The sequence below is a fragment of the Pedobacter cryoconitis genome (genome assembly GCF_014200595.1).
Taxonomy (GTDB): domain Bacteria; phylum Bacteroidota; class Bacteroidia; order Sphingobacteriales; family Sphingobacteriaceae; genus Pedobacter; species Pedobacter cryoconitis_C.
The window spans coordinates 273,521-299,528 of sequence record NZ_JACHCG010000002.1 but is presented as its reverse complement, the minus strand read 5'-3'; the positions used below and the strand labels follow the sequence as shown (position 1 = coordinate 299,528).

Below are 26,008 nucleotides of genomic sequence, written 5' to 3'. Positions count from 1 at the left end.
TACAATTACATACAATTGCAACATAATTCTCAAAAGTTTATCTGATCATTCCAGAAAATCTCACAAAAATTTGTTCTATTTTCAAATTCATAATTGCATTTTTTTTGCTTGATCTACTGATAAATAATTTCGTTTATAAAAATTTCTCTACACCCACATAATGTTTAACAAAACAGAATTAAATGAAAAACTTACTGCAGAATTGCGGGAGTTAGCAAAATCTCAGGGGATCTTGAATGCTGATGATTTGCGTAAAGCTGAATTGGTTGAAGTTATTCATCAAATCAGTGAACAACAACCTGAAGCTGCACCTGCCATTGATGTTCCTGAAACAGCAATCAGTGAGGATACTGTCAAAGAAAATCCGGCAAAAACAGCTAAACCAAAAGCTCCGAAAATTAATACAGCAGAGAAACCGCTTAGAAAAAGGACACGTATTCCTAAAGACGAAGCAGAACAAGCTCCGGCAACTAATAACGGTAATAATTTCAACAGAGCATCTTTATTCGATACGCCACAGCAAGAAGAACAGGCTCAGCCTGAAGCTGCACCAGTAGCAGCCGCAGCAGCAGATGGAAATGTTCAATCAGAAACTCCGGCACCAGTTGCTGCCCCGGCACCACGAACTGAAGAAAGACAAGCTGTTCAGCCAGCTGTTACAGCGCATACCGAAATTAAAAAGGCAAAACCTGTAAGAGAAGACAACAGACCAAAAAATAACAACAATAATAATAACAACACCGGTAACAATAGCAATCAGAAGCAAAACGAAAACAGTTATTCAAACCTGGATTTCGATAATACCATCACCAACGAAGGTGTATTGGAAATTATGCCTGATGGATATGGTTTTTTAAGATCGGCAGATTACAACTACCTTTCTTCTCCGGATGATATTTACGTTTCACAATCTCAAATCAAACTTTTCGGTTTAAAAACCGGAGATACCGTTAAAGGAAGTATCCGCCCTCCAAAAGAAGGCGAGAAATATTTTCCCCTGGTTAGAGTAGAAACAATCAACGGCCGTTTACCAGCTGATGTAAGAGACAGAGTCCCTTTCGACTACCTGACCCCACTATTCCCGACAGAAAGATTAAATCTTTTCACAGAAACCAATAACTACTCTACCCGTATCATTGACTTATTTACCCCAATAGGTAAAGGTCAGCGTGGTTTGATCGTTGCACAACCTAAAACAGGTAAAACAAATCTGCTGAAAGAAGTTGCCAATGCAATTGCTAAAAACCACCCTGAAGTTTATCTGATCATTTTACTGATCGATGAGCGTCCGGAAGAGGTAACAGATATGGCAAGAAGTGTACGCGCAGAAGTTATCGCCTCTACTTTTGATGAGCCAGCTGAACGTCACGTTAAAATTGCCAATATCGTATTGGAAAAAGCAAAACGTTTAGTAGAATGCGGACATGATGTAGTGATCCTGCTGGATTCGATTACACGCCTTGCCCGTGCTTACAATACAACTGCTCCTGCATCTGGTAAAATCTTATCTGGTGGTGTGGACGCAAATGCTTTACATAAACCAAAACGTTTCTTTGGTGCTGCCCGTAACATTGAAAGAGGAGGATCTTTAACTATTTTAGCAACTGCATTAACAGATACAGGTTCTAAAATGGACGAAGTAATTTTCGAAGAATTCAAAGGAACAGGTAACATGGAATTACAATTAGACCGTAAATTGTCTAACAAACGTATCTTCCCTGCTATTGATATCACAGCATCAAGTACCCGTAGAGATGACTTATTACATGACAGAGATACCTTACAACGCGTATGGATCTTACGTAACCACCTTGCAGATATGAATGCACAGGAGGCTATGGAGTTTGTTCAGGCACAAATCAAGAACACAAAAACTAACGAAGAGTTCTTAATTTCTATGAACAGCTAGTCGGATATGAAGAAACACATTCCCAATGCATTAACCTGTGCCAACCTCTTTTCGGGATGTATAGGCGTAGTTTTTGCATTTAAAGGAGACTTAAATATTGCAGCATATGCGGTGTTAATATCCGGTATATGCGACTTTTTTGACGGCTTCGCAGCCAGATTGCTGCATGTGAAATCCCCTATCGGTAAAGAGCTTGATTCTTTAGCAGACATGGTAAGTTTCGGATTTTTGCCAGGGGTGGTGATGTTCCAGTTACTCACACAGAGTGATTTTTCTTCTCCGTACCTGCCTTATCTGGGCTTTATGATGACTATTTTCTCCGCACTGCGTCTGGCTAAGTTTAATATAGATACCAGGCAGACAGAAGATTTCATCGGTTTAAATACACCTATGAATACCCTGTTTATCGTGTCTCTGCCATTTATCCAGAAAGATTATCCGGCATTGATTGGCTCTTCTGTTTTACTGGTGGCCATTACAGTGATCATGAGTTTTCTGCTCACCAGCGAAATCAGGATTTTTTCTTTGAAATTCAGTTCATTTAAATGGGAACCGAATAAAATAAAGTTCATATTTCTGATTCTTTCAGCAATATTAGTTGCTTTTTTGCAATTCGCTGCGGTTCCATTTGTACTGGTACTTTACATTGCTTTATCTTTATTACACTTCAGGCGCGTGCCGAAGCTGTAATCAATTGACCTGATATAAAAAAAGCTGTCAGCGGATCTCATGGGATTCACTGACAGCTTTTTTGTTTTTTAAGGATTTCTTTACAGCCTTTTTGCCAATTCTGCTTTCGCTTCATCAAGCTGTCTGTACAGAATCTCTACAAATTCGTTTAACTCTTTCAATGCACGTGGCATATCCTCAAGATCTTTCAGATCACGTGCGTTATTTTCTATGAGCTGGAGATGTCCGCGGGCATCTTCCCTGCCTACGTAAGATAGCGTAGGTTTTATTTTATGAGCATAGCCTGCCATCTTTTCCCAGTCCTGAGCCTCAAATGACTGTTCAAGATCTGCCACATACAAAGGTGTTTGTACCTTAAACATATCGATCATTTCAATCATAAACTCAGCACTGTCACCAGACATATCCCGGAGATAAGACAGATCAAGGGGGCTGTTATTTTTTTCTTCGTCAATCATTTGAAACAAAACTAGTAAATTTATAATATTTTATATACAGTTAAATTATCTTTTAATAAAGATAATAACATTGATATACGCTGTTTAAACACAGGATGCTCAACTTCCCCGGCAATTTCTGCTAAGGGTTCCAGTACAAACCTCCTGTCCTGCATCCTTGGATGGGGAACCTGTAACCGCTCTCCATCATTGATGATTTCCTGTCCATATAAAATCACATCAATGTCAATCAGCCGTGCGCCCCACTTCACCAATCTTACTCTGCCCAGTTCCTTTTCTATCTCTAATGCTAAGTCCAACACCAAATCAGCAGTTTTGTTTGTTTCAACACCAATTGCTACATTTAAAAAAGGAGGCTGATCTTCGTTTCCCCAGGCAGCAGTCTCGTATAAAGCTGATTTGGAGACTATTGACCCAATACGGCTTTCAATCTTTGAAATAGCTTCTTCAATTAGCTCTTTTCTTTCTCCCAGGTTACTTCCCAGTAACAAATAAACCGTTTTGTAATCCAATCCCATATAAAAGCTAATTCATTAAGAGCACGCCCGAATTTAGTTGATAAATCTCAGGGAGTTTCTTAATATATTTACAAATTAAATATTAAACATCCACATGAAAGAATTTTTTAAATATGTTTTTGCTACCGTCGTAGGAATTATCATTTCCACTTTTCTTATTGCCATTTTCTTTATAGTTTTTGTGGTCGCACTGGTTTCTTCAATAGATAGCGACAAAACTGTGGATGTTGTCAGTAACTCTGTGCTCTATCTTAATCTTGACCAGGCCATTAAAGAGCGTACGCCAAACAAAACACTGGACAACCTGCCTATTATAGGTTCGAATGTAGGAAAAAGCCTGGGCTTTAACGATCTGATGAGAGCTTTAAAAAGAGCAAAAACAGATGATAACATTAAATGTATTTATCTGAATGTAAGCTCTCCAAGAGCAGGAAAAGCAACCTTAAAAGAAATCAGGGATGCTTTAATCGACTTTAAAACCAGTAAGAAAAAGATCATCGCTTATAGCGAAGTTTATACACAAGACGCTTATTACCTGGCTTCAGTAGCTGATAAAGTTTACCTGAACCCACAAGGTGCTTTAGAATTCAAAGGCTTTAGTTCTCAGCTAACCTTTTTTAAAGGCGCAATGGAAAAACTGGGTGTAGAAGCACAGATTATCCGCGTCGGTAATTATAAAAGTGCTGTAGAACCATTCACAAATGTTAAAATGAGTGATTATAACCGTCAGCAGGTTACCGCTTACCTTGGTGGTTTATACAGTACTTTCCTGGAAGGCATCTCTGTATCCAGGAATATCCCAAAAGATAGTTTGTATAAAATGGCCGATACTTATAGAATTCAGGCTCCTAAGGATGCATTAACTTATAAAATGATAGATGGCCTTAAATACAAAGATGAAGTTATTGATGAATTGAAAGCCTTGAGCGGAACAGGCAGGAAGGAAACTATTGCTACTGTCAGCATCAATGATTATGCAACCAATCAGAAAGAGGAAAGCACTGAAAGCAAAAACAAGATAGCGATCATTTATGCCAACGGCGATATTACAGGTGGTGAAGGCAGTGATGAATCTATCGGTTCAGAGCGCATTTCACGTGCGATCAGAAAAGCGAGACAGGATGATAAAATTAAAGCTATTGTACTTCGCGTAAATTCAGGTGGCGGTAGCGCACTGGCATCAGATGTAATCTGGAGAGAAATTGTACTGGCTAAAAAAGTAAAACCTGTAATGGCATCTTTCGGTGATGTTGCAGCTTCGGGCGGTTACTATATCGCTTGTGCAGCCGACTCTATTTTTGTACAGCCAAATACCATTACCGGCTCTATCGGTGTATTCGGGATTATTCCCAATTTTCAGAATCTGTTAACCAATAAAATAGGAATTACTTTTGATGGTGTGAAAACCGGTCAGTACGCTGATATCATGAGTACAAACCGTCCTTTAACTCCGGGTGAAAGATTAATTATTCAAACGGATGTTAACCATGTATATGATACTTTCACCAGCCGCGTTGCAGAAGGACGTAAGCGTTCTAAAGCTTATATCGACTCCATAGGCGGGGGCCACGTATGGATAGGTACTGATGCAGTAAGAATCGGTTTGGCAGATAAGATTGGCAGCTTTAATGATGCGATTGTTGCCGCTGGTAAAAAAGCGAAACTAAGCAGTTATAAAATCGTAGAATATCCTGAGAAAATAGATCCATTAAAATCTTTCTTATCGGATGCAGGAGATAATGTAAGAATGTATTATGCAAAACAGGAATTCGGAGAAAACTTTCTGTTATATCAGCAATTGAAAAAAGTAGTGGTAAACAGCGGTATTCAGGCAAGAATGCCATTCGAAATCAATATTCAATAACGTCATTGTTATTAAAAGGCAAAAAAGCCGTCTCACGAGTAATTGTGAGACGGCTTTTTTTGTCGCACGAATAAATACATTGATCCATTATCAGATTTTGGATTCAAACATCTTTTCGGCGGCGAGCCTAATAAAGAAATCATGATCGCCTTTTTAAACGCATTGTTCGAGGGAGAAAAACACATCATTGATCTTGTATATAATCCAACTGAACTCGCTGGTGATGACAAGGAGGATAAAAAGATCTTCTTCGATTTGTTATGTACCGGAGACAAGGGCGAGCAATTTATCGTGGAGATGCAGCGGGCAGCACATGATAATTTTGAAGATCGCTGAAATGAACGAATTATCACCAGAGCAACAACTTTTATACATATCGATTTTACAGCAAGAGGAAGACGATATAGGCTTGATGGAATGTAAAATAGAAAGAGCAGAAAAAGAAGGACTGGAAAAAGGGAAATATGAAACTGCCCTGGCCATTGCAAGAAAAATGAAAGAAGAGAATTTTGATCTTATTAAAATTGCCGGATTTACTTCACTCTCTATTGAAGAAATAGAAGGCCTTTAACAAAAGGTGAGGCTATAGGATAATTATAGCCTTCACCTTTTGTTTTAATCATTTCGCACTCACAAAAGCAAATACAGGAAACTTGTAATTGTTATTCACAGTGAAAAAATCTTTACCACAATGCTCAGTTAAAGTAGCCAATCCAAAAAGCATTGTTGAATAATCAATCCCCTGAACTTCATTCGCAGTCCAGGCAGGATCCTTCTTACTATATCTCCATAAAATATCATAAGCAGTTCCCGGAAGCTTGTAAACACCTTTATTAGTTCTGTACAAACTCATTAAATCATTCTTTGCAGTTGGATTAACCGGAATAAAACCACCTATAATATGCGGAGAAACTACCTGTCCGGCATTATCATTAATCCTGTTTGCATGATAACCGGAAGGATCACTCCCTGCTCCCAGCCCCCATTCATAACGTGCTGCAACAGCCGTACCTGTCCACCACTGCTGATCGGCCAGCATTGTATTCTTCATATAATTCATATAAGCCGGGCTTGCCGAATACGGCTGACACAGATAATAGCAAAACTGAGGAATAAAATCAGAGAGATAAGAACCCGGATAATCAGTCAGGAGCTCATAATCAGCATAATTCGATTTAGGCAGATTAGCCGTATTCGCGTAGAAATTAGTCCATAAATTAGTTGCTGGCCCTCCCTTCCCATTCTCTGCTTTATAAGCCAGGTGAGCCAGCAGCATGTATTCATTATAAACTGAAGTAGTACCTATCCCCTTCCCGTTTGCATCAAGTGTAAGATATAACTTACCAGTTAGCGGATCAGCAATTGCCTTTGACCAGTCAATAGACTGATATAAAGAATCTGCAAGCCCGGAAATTGTCTGGTTATTTTTGAAATAGTTCTTACAAAACAAAGCTCCTGAAACCATAATAGCCGCATCAACCGTGCTATATTCAGAACCCCATTCCTGTGCACCAGTTTCCATATTCACAAAATGCCTCGGAAATCCAGCGGTATTGATATCCAGTTTAAAAGTCTTATCGCGGGCAAGAATACTTCTTAAAGTAATGATCGCCTGTTTATCTGCATCCGGAACCCATTTCATTTGATCCGCAATACAAAGCGATACCAGTCCAATGCCGATATTGGCTACAGAAGCCGGATGATAATCAGTTCCTTTAAATAATTTGGAGTCTCTGTAAATCCCAATCGCATTCCGCTGCATTTCATACACCCGGTACGAATTCCGGAATAAAACAGCCAGCGTATCTGCTGCACCGTTTTTGACCACCAAAGGCGGATTAGCAGAAGTATTGTCTTTTTTGCACGATGCAATCCCTCCAAAGAAAATCAGGGATAAAATATACAGCATTGTTTTGCTTAAGTTCTTTTTCATAGGAATAAAATGATATCCTCATAAGATAAGTATATTCCGGAGAACCAGCATCGCAGCTTACAATTTCTTCCAACCCGGATACATAGTCAGATAAACCCCGTTAACAGATTTATTAGAAGGATGTATTGTTATTGCAGTACAAGTATCCTTTTGCACATCAAAAGCAATCCCTTTAGCTACAGCATCATAGACTGTAAGCTCAGCTTTTGTTTTCATATGCGTATAAGCGGCCGCTTTTTCAAGTTCAGGATAAACTGCTTTTAATGCCTTTAAACTTACACCGGTATGAATTCCTTCTGTAGTACTAAAACCAGGAGCAGAAACAGAAATCTGTTTCACATCTTTGATCACCATATTACTATCCCGATAAGAAGAAAAGATAAGCAACGGTTCTTTCTTATTCCAAATTGCCAGTGCACTTCCCATCGCTGCATCACCATCATCAGGTTTCCCTAATAACTTAAATACAGCCTGCATATCCTGCCCAAGGTAAATATTACCGGCCTGTTTACCAGCAACAATCAGCCTGGTACTATCTATTTTTTGCTCTTCTTTAGCAGTAACTGCATGTGCAGTTGAAAAAGGGTCTTTCTTCTGGTCTTCCGGAGAATGACAAGCCGTAGCTATAGCAATCAGCAACAATCCCGTATAATTTAATTTGTTCATCAATATCAAATATTAGTTTGTATACGTTTTCTGAAATAACAGGTACTATTCATAATAACAGGATCAGAAACACATTGTTCCGAAAAAACGCTTCTTTTTATTTATTTTTACCCCCGATGGAAAACAAAACCATAGCCCGTAGTCTCAGGCTCCTTTCACAATTGATGGAGCTCCACAATGAGAACCCTTTCAAAATAAAATCAATAGCAAATGCTGCCTTTAAAGTAGACAAGCTGCCTTATGCAATCAGCAGTAAAACCATGGAGGAAATCGAAAAAATCGATGGACTGGGGAAAAGTACTGCCGCTAAAGTTGTAGAATTGCTTCAAACCGGAACGATGACAGAACTGCAAAACATTCTTGCAGAAACACCGGAAGGAATAGTTGAAATGCTTGGTATCAAAGGTATTGGACCAAAAAAGATTGTGGTGATCTGGAAAGACCTCGGCATTGAAAACATCGGAGAACTCTATTATGCCTGTAATGAAAACCGTTTGATAGAGGCCAGAGGTTTTGGATTAAAGACACAGGAAGAGATCAAAAAAGTCATTGAATTTAAGATGGCTGCTCAGGGTAAATTTCTATATGCGCAAGCAGAAACTCTGGTCAGCACTTTATCGGCAGAACTGGAAATCTGGTTAAAGAAGATCAGTAAGGACGCTCTTTTCAGCGTTGCCGGAGAATACCGCAGATACCTGGAAATCATCAATGAACTTGATTTTGTGATCGGTGCAGCAGATCCGGCAAGTGTTGTATCTGGTCTGCCACTATTGAAAGACCTTACTTTCGAACAACAAACAGAAAATCAATATACAGCGATGAGCACTTTCGGCTTGAAAATACAATTACACATTTACCCGAAAGCAACTTACTACCTGAACCTCTTCAAACTAACTGGTAACGAAGCTCACGTCACTGAAGTTTTAGCCTTAGCTGGCGACGGCCCTTTTGCAGACGAACAGGCTATTTACAGCAAAGCCGGACTCGCTTTCGTGACTCCGGAACTTAGAGAAGGACTAGACGAAATAACACTTGCAAAAGCAAACAAACTTCCAGAACTCATCACTTACGAAGACCTGAAAGGAAGTCTTCACAACCACTCTACCTGGAGTGACGGTGTGCATACCTTAGAACAAATGGCTGTTTACTGTAAAGACACCCTCAACCTGGAGTATCTTGGCATGTGTGATCACTCTAAATCTGCATTTTATGCCAACGGTTTAAACGAGCAGCGCATCTTCGCCCAACATAAAGAAATTGATGCCCTCAATGAAAAGCTGGCACCTTTCAAAATATTTAAAGGAATTGAAAGTGATATCCTGAATGACGGCTCACTGGATTACAGTGATGACGTGCTCAAAACATTCGATTTCGTTGTGGCCTCTGTCCATAGCAATTTAAGGATGGATGAAGAAAAAGCAACCGCAAGGCTGATTAAAGCAGTAGAAAACCCTTATACAACAATTTTGGGCCACCCAACCGGACGCTTATTACTCAGCCGTAAAGGTTACCCTATAGATTATGCTAAAATCATAGATGCCTGTGCAGCAAATAATGTAGTCATTGAAATTAATGCCAATCCACTGCGTTTAGATCTGGACTGGAGATGGCACCGTTATGCACTGGAAAAAGGTGTATTGCTTTCGGTTAACCCTGATGCCCACCGTATGGAAGGCTTCAGAGATATGCACTATGGTATATACATTGGAAGAAAAGGAGGCTTGCAAGCAAAACAATGCTTAAATGCATTCACTTTAGCCGAAATTACTGCTTTTTTTAACAGTGTAAAACCCGGGATTTAAGTATACCATTATACCTATCTTTGAACATTAATATTTAAACATGCTTGCAGAAAAGTTATATAATGCACACCATCAAAGTCAAAAACCTAAAATCCTTGTGATAGGTGACCTGATGCTTGACCATTATATCATTGGCAGTGCGTCCAGGCTTTCACCAGAAGCACCTGTACCTATTGTAAATGTCAAAAAAGAAAATAAAATAATTGGTGGTGCAGCCAACGTTGCCAGTAACCTGATCGATCTGGGTGCGCAGGTATCTCTTGCCGGTATTATTGGCGATGATAGTTTTGGAGAAGAAATCAAAGCGATACTGCAAACTAAAAACATTGATACTCAGCTGATTTTAACTGATCAGTCGCGTCCAACAACTGTAAAAACGAGGGTAATCGCCTCTACGCATCAGATCGTAAGAATAGACCACGAAGAAACACATGATATTTCTGCTACGCTGGAAGAAAACTTCCTGAAAGCCGTTTATGCTTCTATTGAAGCAAGCGATATTATCATTCTTTCTGACTACAATAAAGGCCTGCTCACTAAAACTTTATGCCTTACACTGATCGGCTACTGTAATCAACATCAAAAACGGATTATCGTAGACCCTAAAGGACTGGATTACACCAAATATAAAGGCTCGTTTATGATTAAGCCAAACCGTAAAGAACTTGCGGAGGCAGCAAAAACAGAGAAAATACATAGTCCTGAAGAACTGGTTAAAGCTGCTGAAGTCATTTTCGACACCACGCATGCAGCCTATTTAATCGTGACCCTTTCCGAAGGAGGAATAGCTATTATTACCCCGGATAATCATCAGATTTTGCCAGTCATGGCCACTGAAGTTTATGACGTTACCGGCGCAGGGGATACCGTAATTGCAACGCTTGCTTATTGCTTAACCCTGGGTCTGACTGTAGAAGAAGCCTGTCAGATTTCAAACTATGCAGCTTCTATTGTGATTAAACACATTGGCAGCGCCACTACAACGGTTGATGAAATTTTAGCCGCCATCAAAACAACAAACTAATGGTATTAGAAGAACTGAATCATCATAAAAATACAATTGACCAGGTTATTGCCAAACTGGTCCCTGAAATCGAAAACGGCTGTAAATTACTTACAGATACCGTTCTTTCTGGAGGAAAAGTATTAATTGCAGGTAATGGCGGCAGTGCCGCTGATGCCCAGCACATAGCTGCTGAACTAACCGGCAGATATGTTAAAGACCGTAAAGCCCTACCGGCAATAGCTTTAACCGTAGATACCTCTGCTTTAACAGCGATCAGTAATGATTACGGCTTTGAAAGAGTATTTGCCAGGCAAGTAGAGGCCTTTGGCCGTCCTGGTGATCTTTTTATAGCGATATCTACCAGCGGTAACAGCCCTAATATTATCCAGGCACTACACACGGCCAGAGAATCAGGCTGCAAAATAATAGGTTTATCAGGAAGAGACGGCGGTCAGATGAATAACTTATGCGATTTAAACATCATTATACCTGATGATGTTACAGCACGTATACAGGAAATGCATATTCTGATCGGGCATATCTTTTGTAAAGCAGTAGATAACTTATATTAAATTAGTGAACATGAGTACCAATCATTCCTTAAGCCCGAAAATAGTTTCTTTACCTGAACTTACCCCACTCGTAAATCACTGGAAAGGTGAAGGCAAGAAAATTGTATTTACGAACGGCTGTTTTGATTTATTACATGCCGGGCACATCACTTACTTAACCGAAGCAGCAAGTTTAGGGGACATTCTGATTATCGGTTTAAACAGTGATGATTCTGTACAAAGATTAAAAGGGCCATCAAGACCAGTCAACAACGAAATCACCAGGTCTGTTATTTTAGGTTCGATGTCTTTCATTGATGCAGTGGTCTTCTTTAATGAAGAGACCCCATTGGAACTCATTAAAAAAGTTTTGCCTGATGTACTGGTTAAAGGGGGCGATTATAAAATAGAAGAAATTGCGGGTGCTAAAGAAGTAATTGAAAATGGAGGCAAAGTACAAGTACTAAGCTTTTTACCCGGATACTCTTCTACTGCAATTATCGATAAAATAAAAAACTCTTAACCCACCAGACTTTTGAGCATACCTAAAAAAATATTGGTTATCAGATTCAGTTCAATGGGTGATATTATTTATACCACACCTGTTATCCGCTGTTTAAAACTGCAAATACCAGGTTGTGAAGTTCACTTTCTGACCAAAGAACAGTTTAAATATATCTATCAGCAAAACCCATATTTAACAAAATTACACTTCTTAAAACCAACTCTGGCAGAAACGATCAGGGATATAAAAGCTGAGAAATTCGACCTGATTATTGATCTGCATAATAATCTGCGTACAACAATCATCAAATTATCGACCCGTATCCCCTCTTCTACTTATAAAAAAGACACGGTAAAAAAATGGCTGGCTCTTAAATTCAAATGGACCAGTCTTTTCTCCAAAGACCATTTAGTAGACCGCTACCTGGAAACTGTAAAATTTCTAGGGGTAGAAAATGACAACAAGCCAATTGATTATTATGTAGCAAAGGAATATCAGATTCAGGACCTGCTGCCTGCTACACATCAGGAGAAATTTGTCGCTTTTATTATTGGCGCAACACATTTCACTAAAAGATTACCCAATCATAAGATTATAGAGATCTGTAAAGGGATTAATCTTCCAATTGTATTACTAGGTGGAAACGACGTCAAAGACAACGCAGAAGAGATTAAACTGGCCGTAGGCGCTAACATCTATTCTACTTGTGGACTGACCAATCTGGATCAGTCTGTATTCCTTGTTTCCCAGGCACATAAAGTAATCGGTTTTGATACAGGGCTAACCCATATTGCCGAAGCATTTGATAAACCTATAGCCTCTATCTGGGGAGGTACTACGCCCGAATTACTTGGTGTTTATCCTTATAAAATAAAAAACTCCTTGCTGGCAGGTATTGATTTAGCATGCAGGCCCTGCTCTAAATTCGGATTAGAGAAATGCCCGCTTGGACATTTTGACTGTATGGAAAAACTTCCGGGGGAGATAATTGTTAATTTCTCAAACGAATAAGAAAAAGGATGGCAAAACAACTGGTATTAGTAAGACATGGCAAATCGGACTGGGCGGCAAGCGGAACTGCTGACTTTGACAGACCGTTAAATCACCGGGGCAACAAAAATGCCCCTGAAATGGCGGAGCGGATGAGTAAAAGGGATCTTATTCCCGAATTATTAGTGAGCAGCCCGGCTGAAAGAGCTTTGACTACTGCAAAACACTTTGCAGAAACGTGGAATATACCAAAGGAAAGTATTCTTAAAGAGCCATCCATTTACGAGGCCAATACCAACGCTTTATTAGCCGTAGTGAATAAACTTGATCCGCAATATGACCGGGTGGCACTTTTCGGGCATAATCCCGGATTAACAGATTTTCTGAATTATCTTGCTGATGCACATATCTATAATCTGCCCACTGCAAGTGTGGTATACATAGATTTCCCATTTGATGACTGGTCATTGGTAAGCCATCATACAGGAAGTCTATGGTTATTTGATTATCCTAAAAACACCGATCCTGTTTAGAATTTAAGGTGTTTAACAGTCAACCCATTGTTGATTAATTGTTTTAGTGAATCAATACCGATTTTAAGGTGGGTATCTACATAATTTGTAGTCACTGTGCTATCACTTTCAGTAGTTTTCACACCTTCAGGAATCATTGGCTGATCAGAAACTAACAATAAAGCACCAGTAGGGATTTTGTTGGCAAAACCAGTGGTAAAAATTGTTGCAGTTTCCATATCTACTGCCATTGCCCTCAAAGTTTTAAGATATTTCTTAAAATGCTTATCGTGCTCCCAAACCCTGCGGTTAGTCGTATAACAGGTCCCTGTCCAGTAATCACGTGAATGATCACGGATGGTCGTAGAAATCGCTTTCTGCAACGCAAATGAAGGTAATGCAGGCACTTCTGCCGGGAGGTAATCATTCGAAGTACCTTCCCCCCTGATTGCAGCAATCGGAAGAATCAGATCCCCTAATTGGTTTTTCTTTTTTAAGCCACCACACTTTCCTAAAAACAGTACTGCTTTAGGCATAATTGCAGTTAGCAAATCCATCATCGTTGCCGCCATCGGGCTTCCCATTCCAAAATTGATAATCGTAATTCCGTTTGCAGTAACACTTTGCATTGGTTTATCCAATCCCATGATTGGTGCATTGTCATTCCATTCCGAAAACATTTGCAGGTACTTACTGAAGTTAGTCAGTAAAATGTATTCTCCGAATTCTTCCAGCGGACGGCCGGTATATCTTGGTAACCAGTTTTTAACTATATCTCCTTTAGATTTCAAACCCGCTTTTACTGGTGAATCTACTTCTTTGCTCTTTTTTGATTTTTTTACAATAGCCTCGTCTTTTTTTACTTCTTTTTCTTCGTTCATATCTTTAATAATTATTGACTGCACCATAGCAGCCAGAGCGGACATTCTTTTCAGGACAAACCTCCTGATACTGGTTAATTGTGGTCAAATAACAAGTTAAAAAAAAATCCCCGTTAAAACGGGGATTTTAAATTCTTTAAGCAGCTTTTAACTTCTTAAAGTCTGCCTTTTCAAATTTCTCCACCGCGTATCCGAGTGAGATGACCAGTTCCTTAATAGTTGGGTCAGACGGGATGTCAAACATCGCGTCCAGCATAATAGCTTCACAAATAGATCTTAATCCCCTTGCGCCTAACTTATACTCCATAGCCTTATCTACGATAAAGTCTAAAACTTCATCTTCAAATACAAGATTTACCCCTTCAAATTCAAACAATTTCACATACTGACGGAACAAAGAATTCTTAGGCTCCGTTAGTATATTACGTAATGCTTGTTTATCCAGCGGATTCAGGTGAGTTAATACCGGAACACGTCCAATCAGCTCAGGAATCAAACCAAAAGATTTTAAATCAGCTGGTGTGATATACTTGTACAGATTGTCCAGGTCAAGTTCAGTGTCATCCTTTTTAACTTTATAACCTACTGCCTGTGTGCGTAATCTGTTGGCAATTTTACGTTCAATACCATCAAATGCACCACCACAGATAAACAGGATATTATTCGTATTTACAGGAATCATTTTCTGATCAGGGTGTTTACGTCCACCCTGAGGCGGAACATTCACGATAGTACCTTCCAGGATCTTTAACAAAGCCTGTTGTACACCTTCTCCTGATACATCTCTGGTAATAGAAGGGTTATCGCTTTTACGCGCAACCTTATCTACCTCATCAATATAAACAATTCCACGTTCGGCAGAAGCCACATCATAATCCGCAGCCTGAAGCAAACGGGTCAGGATACTTTCTACATCTTCACCCACATAACCTGCTTCTGTTAATACCGTAGCATCACAGATACAGAAAGGTACATGAAGGATCTTAGCGATTGTTTTCGCCAGTAAAGTTTTACCTGTACCGGTTTCTCCAACCAGCATAATGTTAGATTTCTCAATCTCCACCTCATCCACTGCATCAATCTTCTGTCCTAACCTTTTATAATGGTTATATACGGCTACAGAAAGTACTTTCTTAGCATCATCCTGCCCAATAACGTATTGGTCAATATGCGCTTTAATCTCCATTGGCTTTAAGAGGGGGCCGGCAGCATCCAGTGATTTAGCTTGTTTATTGCCAAATTCCTGTAGCACCAGCTGGTGAGCCTGTGTCACGCATTTATCGCAAATGTATGCATCAAGCCCTTCAATAAGCATTAAAGTATCCTGCTTACTTGAACCGCAAAAAGAGCAACGGGATTCTTTAGTTTGTTTAGCCATTATCTATTTTTTATTCGAACCTAATACTTCATCAATCATTCCGAAACTTTTAGCTTCATCAGCTTTCATCCAGTAATCACGGTCAGATGCTTTTTCCACCCATTCGTAAGTCTGCCCTGAATGGTCAGAAATGATATCATATAATTCTTTTTTCAATTTAAGCATCTCTCTTAAATTGATCTCCATATCTGAAGCCACACCTTGTGAACCTCCTGAAGGCTGGTGGATCATTACACGTGAATGTGTTAATGCCGCACGTTTACCTTTAGCACCTGCTACTAATAAAACCGCGCCCATTGATGCTGCCATACCTGTACAGATTGTAGCGACATCAGGAGTGATATACTGCATGGTATCATAAATACCTAAACCAGCATAAACAGATCCGCCCGGTGAGTTGATATAAATCTGGATATCTCTGTTGTTATCAGTTGACTGTAAGAACAGTAACTGCGCCTGAATGATATTTGCATTACCATCATGGATCGCATCACCTAAAAAGATAATCCTGTCCATCATTAAGCGGGAGAACACATCCATCTGAGCAACGTTCAACTGACGTTCTTCAATAATGTATGGGGTCATGCTTTTTGGTGAACTATTTGTGTGACCAATATAACGATCTACATTTAAGCCGTTTATACGGTGATGTTTAACTGCATATTTTCTAAATTCGTCTTTATCTATATTCATCTGTATATAAGTTTATCGAGTTTCTATTTTTGTTTTGTGGTTTGACTGAGCGCCCTTTTCACAGGGGATTTTGCTTTTATCAAATCCAAATTAGTCAAACTAAGTTGACAAATTATTTGGTTATTGTAAAATTAAGTAGCTTTTTAAATTCAGCTTATTAATTTACACAGCTCAGAAATAGCTTTATATAAGTAAGGCGGCTTTAATAAAGCCGCCTTACGATAAGATTAAAGAAATTTGAGAAACCTGTTATACAGATTCAACTAACTCTTGAAATTTATTATAAGCTATATCTTTTTGGTCCAAAGTAGCAACCGATTGAATGTATTCAAAAACTTTAATTGCTTTTACCTCTTCGAATATACGGTTTGCATTGTCTTTTTCCTGAAGGAAAGTAGCTGTGTATTGTGACAACTGATCTTCCGGCATTGGAGCTGGACTGTACATTCTGAACTGTGCATCTAAACGTTGTTTAGCTGTTTGGAATACGTCTTCGTATTTAATTTCGATACTGTTGTCTTTAATGATTTTGTTTTCAATTAAAGTCCATTTCAGGTTTTTCGCGAAATCATTGTAACCTTCTTCCAGTTCTGCATCAGATAATTTTTCGTTGGTAGCTTTTAACCACTTTCTTAAAAACTCATCCGGCAAATCCATTTTCACGTTTTCAGTTAACTGAGTGTACATGTCATTTTGCAGTTTGCGATCCGCATCCTGTTTGAACATACCTTCAATTTCTTCTGTGATTTTCTGCTTGAAACCAGCTTCGTCAGTAACGATACCTTCACCAAATATTTTATCAAAGAACTCCTGGTTCAAATCAGATTCCTCCAAACGGTTGATGTTTTTAACCGTTACCTGGAATTTAGATTGTAAATCCTTAGCTTCATCTTCACCAATGTTTAACAACTTAGCGATCACCGCCTGGTTGTTTCCTAATGCTTTCTGAAGATCTAATTCAAGTACTGCATCTTTTTTAAGCCCGATTAAAGATTTTAAAATTGCTTTGTCTTTAACCTGATCTAAACGGATAGAACCAGTATTTGTAATTCCACCTTCAAAAACTGAACCATCAGGAGAAAGTTGTGCTAATTCGGCATAAAGTACATCATCGTCTGCCGAAACTTCCGGGTTTGTCATTTTGCCATAGCTGCGGCGGATGTTTTTGATACGGGAAGCTAAAGTCTCCTCATCAGCTTTTACATTGTATTGTGTAAATTTATCTTTCGCAGTGATGTTAACTTCAACTGCTGGAGCAAGACCAATTTCGTAGTCAAATTCAAAAGCATCAGTACCATCCCATTTAAAATCTTTGGTGTTATCTACAACCGGAACTGGCTGGCCAAGGATTTCAACTTTATTTTCTGTCAGGAATTTATTCAGGTTTTCGCTTAATAAAGCGTTTACAGTTTCAACAAGGATACTTCTACCATACATTTTCTTAATATGTGCAGCAGGAACCATTCCTTTACGGAATCCCGGAAGGGTAGATTTTTTCGCTTGTTCTTTAATAGTTTTATCGACCTTTTCAGTATAATCTTCAGGCGAAATTTTAATCTTTACAACTGCATTTAAGTTGTCAATTTTTTCCTGTGTAATATTCATCTTTCTAAATCAATGTGTTTAAATGTCTTTTTATTGAAATCCTCACTGGATTAACGGAGGATTTACGTGCATGAAGGATATAAACTCTTCGATACCCCCTCTTCAATAGAGGTGCCAAAAGTATTAATTTTCCGGAATAAGACATAGTTAATTATCAAATTGTGTTTTTAATGTTATTTTAAGCCGCATTTTTTGTGAAAAATTAGGTTTAAGAATTAGTCTAAGACCTGACAAATATTGAGAGAACAGGGTATAAAGCATATTTCAGCAAAGGTTGTGGCTGGGTTCTGTTGCAGTTTCAAGCGGGATTGATATGGGTTTGAAACGCCTCGACCCGTATCAAACCCGTTTGAATCCCGTATTAAACTGAGAGACAACCGAAAGGAAACATAGCTGAAAACCAGATTTATATACAGCGTGTCATTAGCTTAAACAGGCGTGAAAACTAAAAGAAACAGAAGATATGGGACTGTAAACAAGCAGGCAACCTGTTAAAATTAACCTGTTTGAATTCTTAAGATTTGTGTATAGGAGGTAAAAGGAGACTGGCTCTGCAAGGTCAGATTTTATTATGCCATGAAACTGGGTTTAGCACGTTTTACCTTTTGGGGAGGGTTTAAAACTCATAGTGAAATTCTGAGTTAGATTTTTCTTCTGATCCATTTCTCTTTGCATTCTGCTGATAGCTGTTTCAGCAAAAAAAACAGTTAAAATATCCGTATCCTGATGTTTGGCGGACTGTTTTAAGGCATCAATATAGGCTGCCTTTTCAACTGTACCAATGATTACATGAGGCTGATTGAATTTAGCCAGTATAAAATTTGAGATTAAACGCCCGGTCCGCCCATTCCCATCAGGAAATGGATGCAGATAGATAAAAAACTGATGAAACCTTGCACTAATGTCTAAAGGATGGAGTTCAGCTTTTTCAAGCGCTTTTTGTGTAGAAGCAATTAAAGAGGGCATAAGGGCTATATTGGTTTTATAATCACCGAAAACCGTATCTCCGGCTGCCATTTGAGTATCAGTATATTCACCCGGCTCATAGCCTTTTGAAAACTTGATTGTATTTTCTGTTAAGATTTTCTGAGTCTGTTTGATCAACTCCTCTGTTAGAGGCTGATCCGGGTTGTTAAAAAGAAAGTCGTAAGCCTTAAAATGATCAAGAATTTCATAAGCTTCATAAAGAGACCGGTTATGCAATTTTAAATTGATGCCCTGTTCTCTTAATTCACGGGTTTCATCAACTGTAAAGGTATTACCTTCTACTGCACAATTATGGGCCGAAAATAAGATTTCGTTGTATTCTCTAAAATCTTGTATACTGAAACTTTCAACAATTGTTTTGTTGTATTCCAGTACCAGTGAATCATATTTTCTGAGTAGCTCATTCATTTTTGTACTTAAATAATAGTACAAAATTAACCTAATTTATCAGACTAGCCGCAAATAAAATACAAGTAAAAAACCTCTTAAAATAAAAATGGTGACAGATAATTAAATCTATCACCATTCTTGTGCGGATGAAGGGACTCGAACCCCCACGCCGTGAAGCGCCAGATCCTAAGTCTGGTGCGGCTACCAATTACGCCACATCCGCAGTTAGGAATTGTTTTTGTTTGGACTGCAAAGATAGAGATAGTTATCAATTATCAAAAACCTTTTGCATTTATTTCACCTCTAAACAGCTAACACATTCATTTTAAGCCAATTTATTTTAATTCTTTTTGCAACTGAAATAAATATTGAACCGCTTTGACCAATCTGCTGCCATACCAAGAGAACATTTCTCCGTCTACCAACATCACTTTGGCCTCAGGAATTGCCATTTTTAACTCTTCAATATGCTTTTCCCGGAAAGGATATGGCTCTGAAGAGAGTAAAATCAGTTCCGGCTTTAATGCAGCCAGTTCCTGAAGCTCAATTTCAGGGTAACGATCTGCTTTAATTACGTTAGTCAATCCGTTTTTAACCAAAATATCATCAATAAAAGTATTTCTTCCGGCCAGCATATAAGGCCCCTTCCAGATCAGGTAAGCGACTTTTTTATCTATCCCCTGTTCTAAAGCTAAAGTTTGCAGATCTGTAAACCCGGCATTGATCAGATAGTTTAAATAAGCTGCCTCAGGTTGCCTGTCTACTAATTCTGCGATCTGCGTAATAGTTTTCATGGCATCTTCGAGCGTAAAGATATCACTCATCCATACCGGAAACTCCTTCCGCAATAATTCTATGTCTTCTTTCGTATTCTCTTCTTTGTTGCCAATAATTAAATCAGGCTTCAAACTTCTGATCAGCTCAATATTCAGTTTCTTTGTCCCCCCTACTTTAGTTTTAGCTTTAAACTGCTGCGCAGGATGAATGCAAAACTTAGTCAGTCCGATCACTTCTTCATTTAGCCCCAGTTCGAACAGCAATTCTGTTTGGGAAGGCACAATAGAGATAATCCGCTTTGGCGGATAATTTAGTGTAATAGTTTGATCAAGCTGATCGGTAAACTGACGTAACATGCAGCAAAGATACTTTTTTATACGACCACCTGAAGATCCTCACTAATTACTCCATCAAGTAAATGTAAAATCCGTGTGCCATAACCAGCGTTGATTTCAGAGTGCGTTACCTGAATAATCGTAATATTTTCCTCTTCATTCAGTTTTTTGAAAAGATCCATAATTTGCAAAGCCTGTGCAGACTGTAAATTTCCAGTCGGCTCATCTGCCAGGATAATCAATGGTTGTGCTGCCAGCGCTCTTGCAATACCTACCAGCTGCTGCTGACCACCCGATAACTGGTTCGGGAAAAGATCTTTTTTAGCCACCATATTAAAGCGGTCAAGCATTTCTGCTACGCGGCTTTTACGTTCCGCACTGCCAACCTTTTTATAAAGTAAAGGCGCTTCAATGTTCTCGGCAACGGTCATTTCATCTATCAAATGATAAGCCTGGAAAACAAAACCGATATGATTTCTGTAAAGCTCTATCCTGCGGCGCTCATTCAGGGAAACCACATTCTCACCCATAAACTCATAGCTGCCATAGGTAGGCTCTTCCAGCATTCCTAAGATATTTAGTAAAGTAGATTTCCCGGCACCAGAAGGCCCCATAATCGAAACAAATTCACCTTGCTGAATAGTTGTGCTCACATGTCTGAGGATATAACTTTTCAGCCCCTTGTTTGCATAATATTTTTCTATATTCTGTAATTGTATCATGTTTTGATAAATATAAGATTTAATCAGTTAATTCTATTTGTTTTATTCGTATTTAAGTGCATCTATTGGATTGGTTTTAGCTGCCTTGTAAGAACGGAAACTTACAGTAATCAGGGTAATCATCAGTGAGATAAACATTGCAGCTGCAAAAGGCCAGATACTGAGTGTAATGCGGTAAGCATAACCAGATAACCACTTTTGAATAAAAATATAGGCTACAGGCCAGGCAATCAGGTTAGCTAATAAAATCAGGAAAATAAAAGTAGTATTCAGCATACTGACCAGTTCAAAGACACTCGCACCCAACACTTTACGAATAGCCATTTCTTTGGTTCTCTGTGTCGCAACAAAAGAGATCAGGCCAAACAAACCGATGAAAGAAATAAAGATGATCACCAGTGCAAATACTTTAAATAACGTACCCGTAATCCGCTCGCTTTCATAATATTTATTGATTTTATCATCCATAAAATCAGAAGAATAAACATGGTCCGGATAATATTCATTCCAGATTTTCTCTACATTCTTCATCACATCCGGAATTTGGTTCACGTTCATTTTCACTGCCATAATCTCGAAACGATCATTGCGGGTCCCCATAATTATCGGAGAAATTGAAGCTCTCAGATTCAGATTATTAAAGTCTTTCACTACACCAACGACAGGAATACTTAATCCTCCAAACAGAATCTTCTTTCCAATTGCATCTTGAGGATGGATAACATTTAATTTCCTCAATAAAGTTTCATTCACCACAAATTCATGGACGGTATCGCTTTTACGCTGATTCAGGTATCTTCCCGCCACAAGCTGCAAACCAAATGTCTTCAAATAATCCTCATCTACAATTTTGGTGTTAGCTTGAAAATCAGCATCTTTTGTTCCATCGAAAGCAAATGCGTTATTTGTATTATCATCAGCACTCGGGCCATTATCGCACAAACTAACAGCTAATACACCGGGTTCGGCTTTAACCCTGTTCTTTAAAATCTCAAATTTCTGTCTGCTTACACTATCAGTAGGAATGGTAATTAAAGCTACTGCCGATGAATTAAATCCAAGAGGCTTTTCTCTCATAAATTTCATTTGCATCAGAATGACTAATGTGCCAGTAACCAATACAATTGTAATGGCGAATTGAACTACAACAAGTACCTTACGTAACATTCCACCACCATGTCCGATATTTACCTTGTTTTTAATAGCAAGCGCCGGACTAAATCCAGACATCACCATTGCAGGATAAAAGCCGGATAAAAAGCCAACAAATATGACCATACAAAGAATAAATATAAAGATGACTGGGTTTTCAAGCAGATTGAACGTTATTTTTTCCTTAAACAGGGCTGACATGCCGGGCAAAGCAATTTCTGTGATTGCGCAGGCCAATAACAATGCAACGAAGGTCAGCAGCATCGTTTCGGTAAGGAATTGAACCATGAGTTGTTTTTTACCACTTCCCATTACCTTGCGTACACCAACTTCTTTAGACCTTCCTACTGCTTGTGCAGTAGCCAGGTTAATGAAGTTGATGCATGCGGTAATTAGCAGCAACACACCTATCGCTGTAAGGCCAAACAGTTCACTTTTACTGGTTATTTTGCCAGAAAAATTAGTGAAACGTTCATCTATATGGATTTCATCAAGTGGTTGAAAAAGATGATCCGGTTTTCCAACTGTCTTTTCGACATAGTATTTTTTCAGGAATGCAGCTTTTGGACGCTCCAGATCAGCAATTGTTACACCAGGTTTAAGTAAAATATAGCATTCAGAACCTGAAGATATCGATCCCCAACGTTTTTGATTTCTCTGTACAAAGCCTGCATAAGAAATTGCCATATTAATCACATTACTATTATTCTCCGGAATATCAGCGAATATGCCTGTAACTTTAAGATCTTTATCATTTTTAAAATTGATAGTTTTGCCGACGGCCTTATGCCAGTCCCCAAAAAACCGCTCAGCCGTCTTTTGCGAAAGTGCAACTGTATTTGGCTCTTTTAAAGCCTGCTCCGGATTTCCCTGCAACCACTGATAATCAAATATTTTAAAGAAATCAGGCGCTACATAAAATGCCCTGTCCTTAATTTTGATTTTCATATTCCCTTTAGCATCTCTGACTTTAATCATTCCCCATACCGACTCTAACGCAGCAACGTTTTCCAACATTCCAAAATCATTGCGCATGGCATCAGCTAAAGGCAGGGGCACTGCACTGTCAAATTCTTCACCGCCTGCATAATATGCATGGCTGACTACCCTATAAATTCTGTCTTTGTTTTTATACCGCTGATCAAAGCTCAATTGATAACTGATAAACAAAAAGATCAGGATACAGCCTGCCATACCAATAGATAAACCTGCGATATTAATCAAAGTATAACCCTTATTTTTCCAAAGGTTCCTGAAGGCAATTTTAAGATTGAGTCTGAACATGATTATTGTGATTATTCGTATTTTAAAGCTTGCACCGGATTTGTTTTGGCAGCTTTATAAGTCTGAAGACTTACTGTAATCAGCGCAATTCCTAAAGTGCCTGCTGCGATCAGTACTATGACCAGCCAGTTGATCGTCGTATGAATTTCAAAATTCCTCAACCAGCCATTCATCATATAATTTGCAACAGGAACACCGATTACAATAGCAATCAGCACCATTTTCAGAAAACTTAAAGAAAGCAACTGCATCAAATGTACTACAGAAGCCCCCAACACCTTTCTGACCCCGATCTCTTTTGTTCTTTGTTCTGCACTAAAGGCAGCCAGTCCAAATAGACCAAGACAGGAAATAAAAATAGCCAGTCCGCCAAATAGATTAGACAATACACCTAACACCTTTTGTGCATGCAATTTCCCTGCATACAAACGGTCTACATAATTAACCTGCACAGGATATGCAGGATTTACCTCTTTAGTAATCTTTTCAATCAGTGCCAGGTTAGCCGCAGGTGCATTTGCGGGATTTAAGCGCATAATAACTGTTCCTCCCCAACCCTGATAAAATCCAATGACCATTGGCCGGTCAATTTGAGCAGGTGAACCCCAGATAAAATCATCAAAGACACCTACGATTGTCCGCTTCTCTCCATGATAAACGACAATCTGCCCGACCGGATTAACTAAATTCATCCGTTTCACTGCTGAACGGCTCACCATCACAGCGGCACTATCAGAAGCAAAATGAGGAGAGAATTCTCTTCCTTCCAATAATTTCACACCCGTAGTTTTAATAAAATCATAAGTTGTAGCGATTTGATTAAAGGTAAACAGTTCATCAGCATGGGTAGATCCCGGCCATTGCATACCGCTAAAATTTGAACCATCTATAGTCATACTGGTTGAAGATTGTGCCAGCGCAGTTATAGCTCCGGACTGCAACAATTTAGCTTTCAGTACATCGAATTTATTAACCAGATCACCATCCTGCTCCATTTCTACCAGTTCATTCACCTTGTAACCTACCGGCCTGTTTTTAATATATTGTATCTGCTGATAAATCACCGTTGTTGCAATAATCAATATCACGGCAAAGCTGAATTGTCCGATCACTAGTAACTGACGCAGACTGATCAATTGTCCCTGGCTTTTACCGCCTTTTTTCCGAAGGATTTGTACTGGATTAAAAGAAGACAGATAAAATGCAGGATAACTTCCGGCAACCAGACCAGTCAATAACACTACCGAAATCAGGCCTGCCCATATCTCTGTATTTGAATAACTAATCCCCAGTTCAATACCTAATAAATTATTAAATAAGGGTAATGCCAGCTCAATGATCACAATGGCCATAACCGCACTGCAAAAAGTTAACACCAATGATTCCATCAGGAACTGACTGATCAAACTTCCCCTTGTTGCGCCAATAGTTTTTTTGATTCCGACTTCTTTGGCTCTGCGTTCAGATTTTGCAGTGGCCATATTCATAAAATTGACACAGGCAATCAGCAAGATCCCTATACCCAGCCCCATAAATAAACGTACCTGTTCAATTTTCCCTCCCACACTTTTTCCGTTGACAAAATTACCATGCAGATGGAGTTTACTTAATGGATAAACGAATGCAGAAGCTCTGGCGTCAGGACGTTTTTTCTCCATAAGCCCTTCGATCTCTTTATTAAACTGTTCAACATCAGTTGACTGATCCAGTCTGACCACAGTTGACCAGTTGAAATTAGTCCATGCGGGCTGTTTCACCCAATCAAACTGGGTTTCATAAAGTGACCAGGGCATCAGAAAGTCAAAATAGACAGAAGTATTACCAGGTATATCTTTAACCACACCTGTGATTTTAAGACTCAGCTTATTCTCAAAACGGACCATTTTATTCAGCACATCCGTTGTACCAAATAAGAGCTTCGCAGTAGATTCAGTAACAATTACATTATCAGGTTCATTCAGCGCCGTTTTCTGATCCCCTGAAACAAAAGTATAGTCAAATACATTCAGGATGTCTGCATCTGCAAAGCGGCCGCTCTTTTTAAAACTTTTAGTTCCGTTCGCAATTAACTTCGGCCCTCCCCACTCATAACGGCTCATCGCTTTCACCGCAGGATAATTCTCCTTTAGCACTGGCCCAATCATATTTCCGGTAAGCTCTCCTGTAGATTCGATCTTTCTATGAATGTCCAGGAAATTCGTCATCACTTTATAAACCTGCCCGTCATCCTTTCCATGATTATCATAGCTCTTTTCATAAGAAACATACAACATCAGCAACAAGCAGGAAGCAAGTCCAATAGCCAGGCCACTGATGTTGATTAAAGAAGAGGTTTTATTTCTCCAGAGATTCCTTAAAGTAATTTTCAGGTTGAGTTTAAACATAACTGGTGGTTCAGAT

24 protein-coding genes and 1 tRNA gene are annotated in these 26,008 nt (G+C 39.0%); 11 read left to right on the top strand and 14 right to left on the bottom strand.

All coding sequences use genetic code 11. From position 1 onward, the window contains the following. The first annotated feature begins 160 nt into the window (after positions 1-160). Together rho and pssA are read left to right on the top strand one after the other, a co-directional pair. Entirely contained in the window at positions 161-1,909 is a 1,749-nt protein-coding gene (gene rho / locus HDE70_RS15225) for a transcription termination factor Rho (RefSeq protein WP_183891141.1), read from the top strand. Positions 1,910-1,915: 6 nt separating this feature from the next. Next, the gene (pssA, locus tag HDE70_RS15220) at positions 1,916-2,599 is read left to right on the top strand and encodes a CDP-diacylglycerol--serine O-phosphatidyltransferase (RefSeq protein WP_183891140.1); all 684 of its coding nucleotides are present in this window, start codon (positions 1,916-1,918) and stop codon (positions 2,597-2,599) included. A gap of 80 nt (positions 2,600-2,679) precedes the next feature. On the opposite strand, the gene HDE70_RS15215 is transcribed toward pssA, so the two are convergent. Continuing rightward, on the bottom strand, positions 2,680-3,057 hold the full coding sequence (locus HDE70_RS15215) for an Hpt domain-containing protein (protein ID WP_183867986.1): 378 nt from the start codon (positions 3,055-3,057) through the stop codon (positions 2,680-2,682). A gap of 20 nt (positions 3,058-3,077) precedes the next feature. Further along, a complete protein-coding gene (gene folK, locus HDE70_RS15210) occupies positions 3,078-3,575 on the bottom strand; it encodes a 2-amino-4-hydroxy-6-hydroxymethyldihydropteridine diphosphokinase (protein ID WP_183867985.1) in 498 nt (165 codons plus the stop codon). A gap of 94 nt (positions 3,576-3,669) precedes the next feature. On the opposite strand from folK, the gene sppA reads away from it, so the two are divergent. From sppA to HDE70_RS15195, 3 genes are all read left to right on the top strand, one after another. Continuing rightward, positions 3,670-5,439, top strand: coding sequence for a signal peptide peptidase SppA (gene sppA, locus HDE70_RS15205; RefSeq protein WP_183867984.1), 1,770 nt, complete (start codon positions 3,670-3,672; stop codon positions 5,437-5,439). A 78-nt stretch (positions 5,440-5,517) separates the two neighbouring features. Beyond that, on the top strand, positions 5,518-5,775 hold the full coding sequence (locus HDE70_RS15200; RefSeq protein WP_183891371.1) for a PD-(D/E)XK nuclease family transposase: 258 nt from the start codon (positions 5,518-5,520) through the stop codon (positions 5,773-5,775). A 1-nt stretch (position 5,776) separates the two neighbouring features. Next, positions 5,777-6,010 carry a hypothetical protein gene (locus HDE70_RS15195; RefSeq protein ID WP_183891139.1) on the top strand — a complete coding sequence of 78 codons (234 nt, stop codon included), beginning with the start codon at positions 5,777-5,779 and terminating at the stop codon, positions 6,008-6,010. A gap of 48 nt (positions 6,011-6,058) precedes the next feature. Here HDE70_RS15195 and HDE70_RS15190 read toward each other — a convergent pair whose 3' ends face one another. Together HDE70_RS15190 and HDE70_RS15185 are read right to left on the bottom strand one after the other, a co-directional pair. After that, positions 6,059-7,372 carry a hypothetical protein gene (locus tag HDE70_RS15190; protein ID WP_183891138.1) on the bottom strand — a complete coding sequence of 438 codons (1,314 nt, stop codon included), beginning with the start codon at positions 7,370-7,372 and terminating at the stop codon, positions 6,059-6,061. 57 nt (positions 7,373-7,429) lie between these two features. Further along, positions 7,430-8,038, bottom strand: coding sequence for a hypothetical protein (locus HDE70_RS15185; protein WP_183891137.1), 609 nt, complete (start codon positions 8,036-8,038; stop codon positions 7,430-7,432). A 116-nt stretch (positions 8,039-8,154) separates the two neighbouring features. On the opposite strand from HDE70_RS15185, the gene HDE70_RS15180 reads away from it, so the two are divergent. Genes HDE70_RS15180 through HDE70_RS15155 form a run of 6 tightly spaced genes read left to right on the top strand, consistent with a single transcriptional unit; the run spans position 8,155 to position 13,425 of the window. Further along, positions 8,155-9,840, top strand: a complete 1,686-nt coding sequence (locus HDE70_RS15180) for a DNA polymerase/3'-5' exonuclease PolX (RefSeq protein WP_183867980.1) — start codon at positions 8,155-8,157, stop codon at positions 9,838-9,840. A gap of 40 nt (positions 9,841-9,880) precedes the next feature. Further along, positions 9,881-10,864: a D-glycero-beta-D-manno-heptose-7-phosphate kinase gene (gene rfaE1, locus HDE70_RS15175; RefSeq protein WP_183867979.1), complete on the top strand. Its 984-nt coding sequence runs from the start codon at positions 9,881-9,883 to the stop codon at positions 10,862-10,864. Beyond that, positions 10,864-11,418 carry a D-sedoheptulose 7-phosphate isomerase gene (gene gmhA, locus HDE70_RS15170; protein WP_183867978.1) on the top strand — a complete coding sequence of 185 codons (555 nt, stop codon included), beginning with the start codon at positions 10,864-10,866 and terminating at the stop codon, positions 11,416-11,418. The genes rfaE1 and gmhA overlap by 1 nt, the downstream gene beginning before the upstream one ends. 10 nt (positions 11,419-11,428) lie before the next feature. Beyond that, positions 11,429-11,920 carry a D-glycero-beta-D-manno-heptose 1-phosphate adenylyltransferase gene (gene rfaE2 / locus HDE70_RS15165; protein ID WP_183867977.1) on the top strand — a complete coding sequence of 164 codons (492 nt, stop codon included), beginning with the start codon at positions 11,429-11,431 and terminating at the stop codon, positions 11,918-11,920. Positions 11,921-11,932: 12 nt separating this feature from the next. Continuing rightward, the gene (locus HDE70_RS15160; RefSeq protein WP_260160888.1) at positions 11,933-12,913 is read left to right on the top strand and encodes a glycosyltransferase family 9 protein; all 981 of its coding nucleotides are present in this window, start codon (positions 11,933-11,935) and stop codon (positions 12,911-12,913) included. Positions 12,914-12,921: 8 nt separating this feature from the next. Next, positions 12,922-13,425 (top strand): SixA phosphatase family protein, encoded by a 504-nt coding sequence (locus HDE70_RS15155; protein ID WP_183891136.1) that lies wholly within the window; start codon positions 12,922-12,924, stop codon positions 13,423-13,425. Here the strand turns inward: HDE70_RS15155 and HDE70_RS15150 are convergent. The 10 genes from HDE70_RS15150 to HDE70_RS15105 form a co-directional block, all read right to left on the bottom strand. Continuing rightward, positions 13,422-14,285 (bottom strand): AMP nucleosidase, encoded by an 864-nt coding sequence (locus HDE70_RS15150; RefSeq protein ID WP_183867975.1) that lies wholly within the window; start codon positions 14,283-14,285, stop codon positions 13,422-13,424. The two genes, HDE70_RS15155 and HDE70_RS15150, sit on opposite strands and share 4 nt — an antisense overlap. A 136-nt stretch (positions 14,286-14,421) precedes the next feature. Continuing rightward, positions 14,422-15,663 (bottom strand): ATP-dependent Clp protease ATP-binding subunit ClpX, encoded by a 1,242-nt coding sequence (clpX, locus tag HDE70_RS15145; protein ID WP_183891135.1) that lies wholly within the window; start codon positions 15,661-15,663, stop codon positions 14,422-14,424. 3 nt (positions 15,664-15,666) lie between these two features. Next, positions 15,667-16,356 carry an ATP-dependent Clp endopeptidase proteolytic subunit ClpP gene (gene clpP, locus HDE70_RS15140; protein ID WP_183867973.1) on the bottom strand — a complete coding sequence of 230 codons (690 nt, stop codon included), beginning with the start codon at positions 16,354-16,356 and terminating at the stop codon, positions 15,667-15,669. Positions 16,357-16,605: 249 nt separating this feature from the next. Further along, positions 16,606-17,961, bottom strand: a complete 1,356-nt coding sequence (gene tig, locus HDE70_RS15135) for a trigger factor (protein ID WP_183891134.1) — start codon at positions 17,959-17,961, stop codon at positions 16,606-16,608. A 588-nt stretch (positions 17,962-18,549) separates the two neighbouring features. Beyond that, positions 18,550-19,356 (bottom strand): Fic family protein, encoded by an 807-nt coding sequence (locus tag HDE70_RS15130; RefSeq protein ID WP_183891133.1) that lies wholly within the window; start codon positions 19,354-19,356, stop codon positions 18,550-18,552. A 123-nt stretch (positions 19,357-19,479) separates the two neighbouring features. Continuing rightward, positions 19,480-19,561: transfer RNA gene (locus HDE70_RS15125), tRNA-Leu, on the bottom strand. Positions 19,562-19,673: 112 nt separating this feature from the next. Beyond that, a complete protein-coding gene (locus HDE70_RS15120; RefSeq protein WP_183891132.1) occupies positions 19,674-20,471 on the bottom strand; it encodes an ABC transporter substrate-binding protein in 798 nt (265 codons plus the stop codon). Positions 20,472-20,488: 17 nt separating this feature from the next. Beyond that, positions 20,489-21,172 (bottom strand): ABC transporter ATP-binding protein, encoded by a 684-nt coding sequence (locus HDE70_RS15115; protein WP_183867970.1) that lies wholly within the window; start codon positions 21,170-21,172, stop codon positions 20,489-20,491. A 42-nt stretch (positions 21,173-21,214) separates the two neighbouring features. Next, positions 21,215-23,608, bottom strand: coding sequence for an ABC transporter permease (locus HDE70_RS15110; protein ID WP_183867969.1), 2,394 nt, complete (start codon positions 23,606-23,608; stop codon positions 21,215-21,217). An 11-nt stretch (positions 23,609-23,619) separates the two neighbouring features. Beyond that, complete coding sequence (locus HDE70_RS15105) at positions 23,620-25,992, bottom strand: ABC transporter permease (RefSeq protein WP_183867968.1); 2,373 nt, start codon at positions 25,990-25,992, stop codon at positions 23,620-23,622. Positions 25,993-26,008 lie beyond the last annotated feature (16 nt).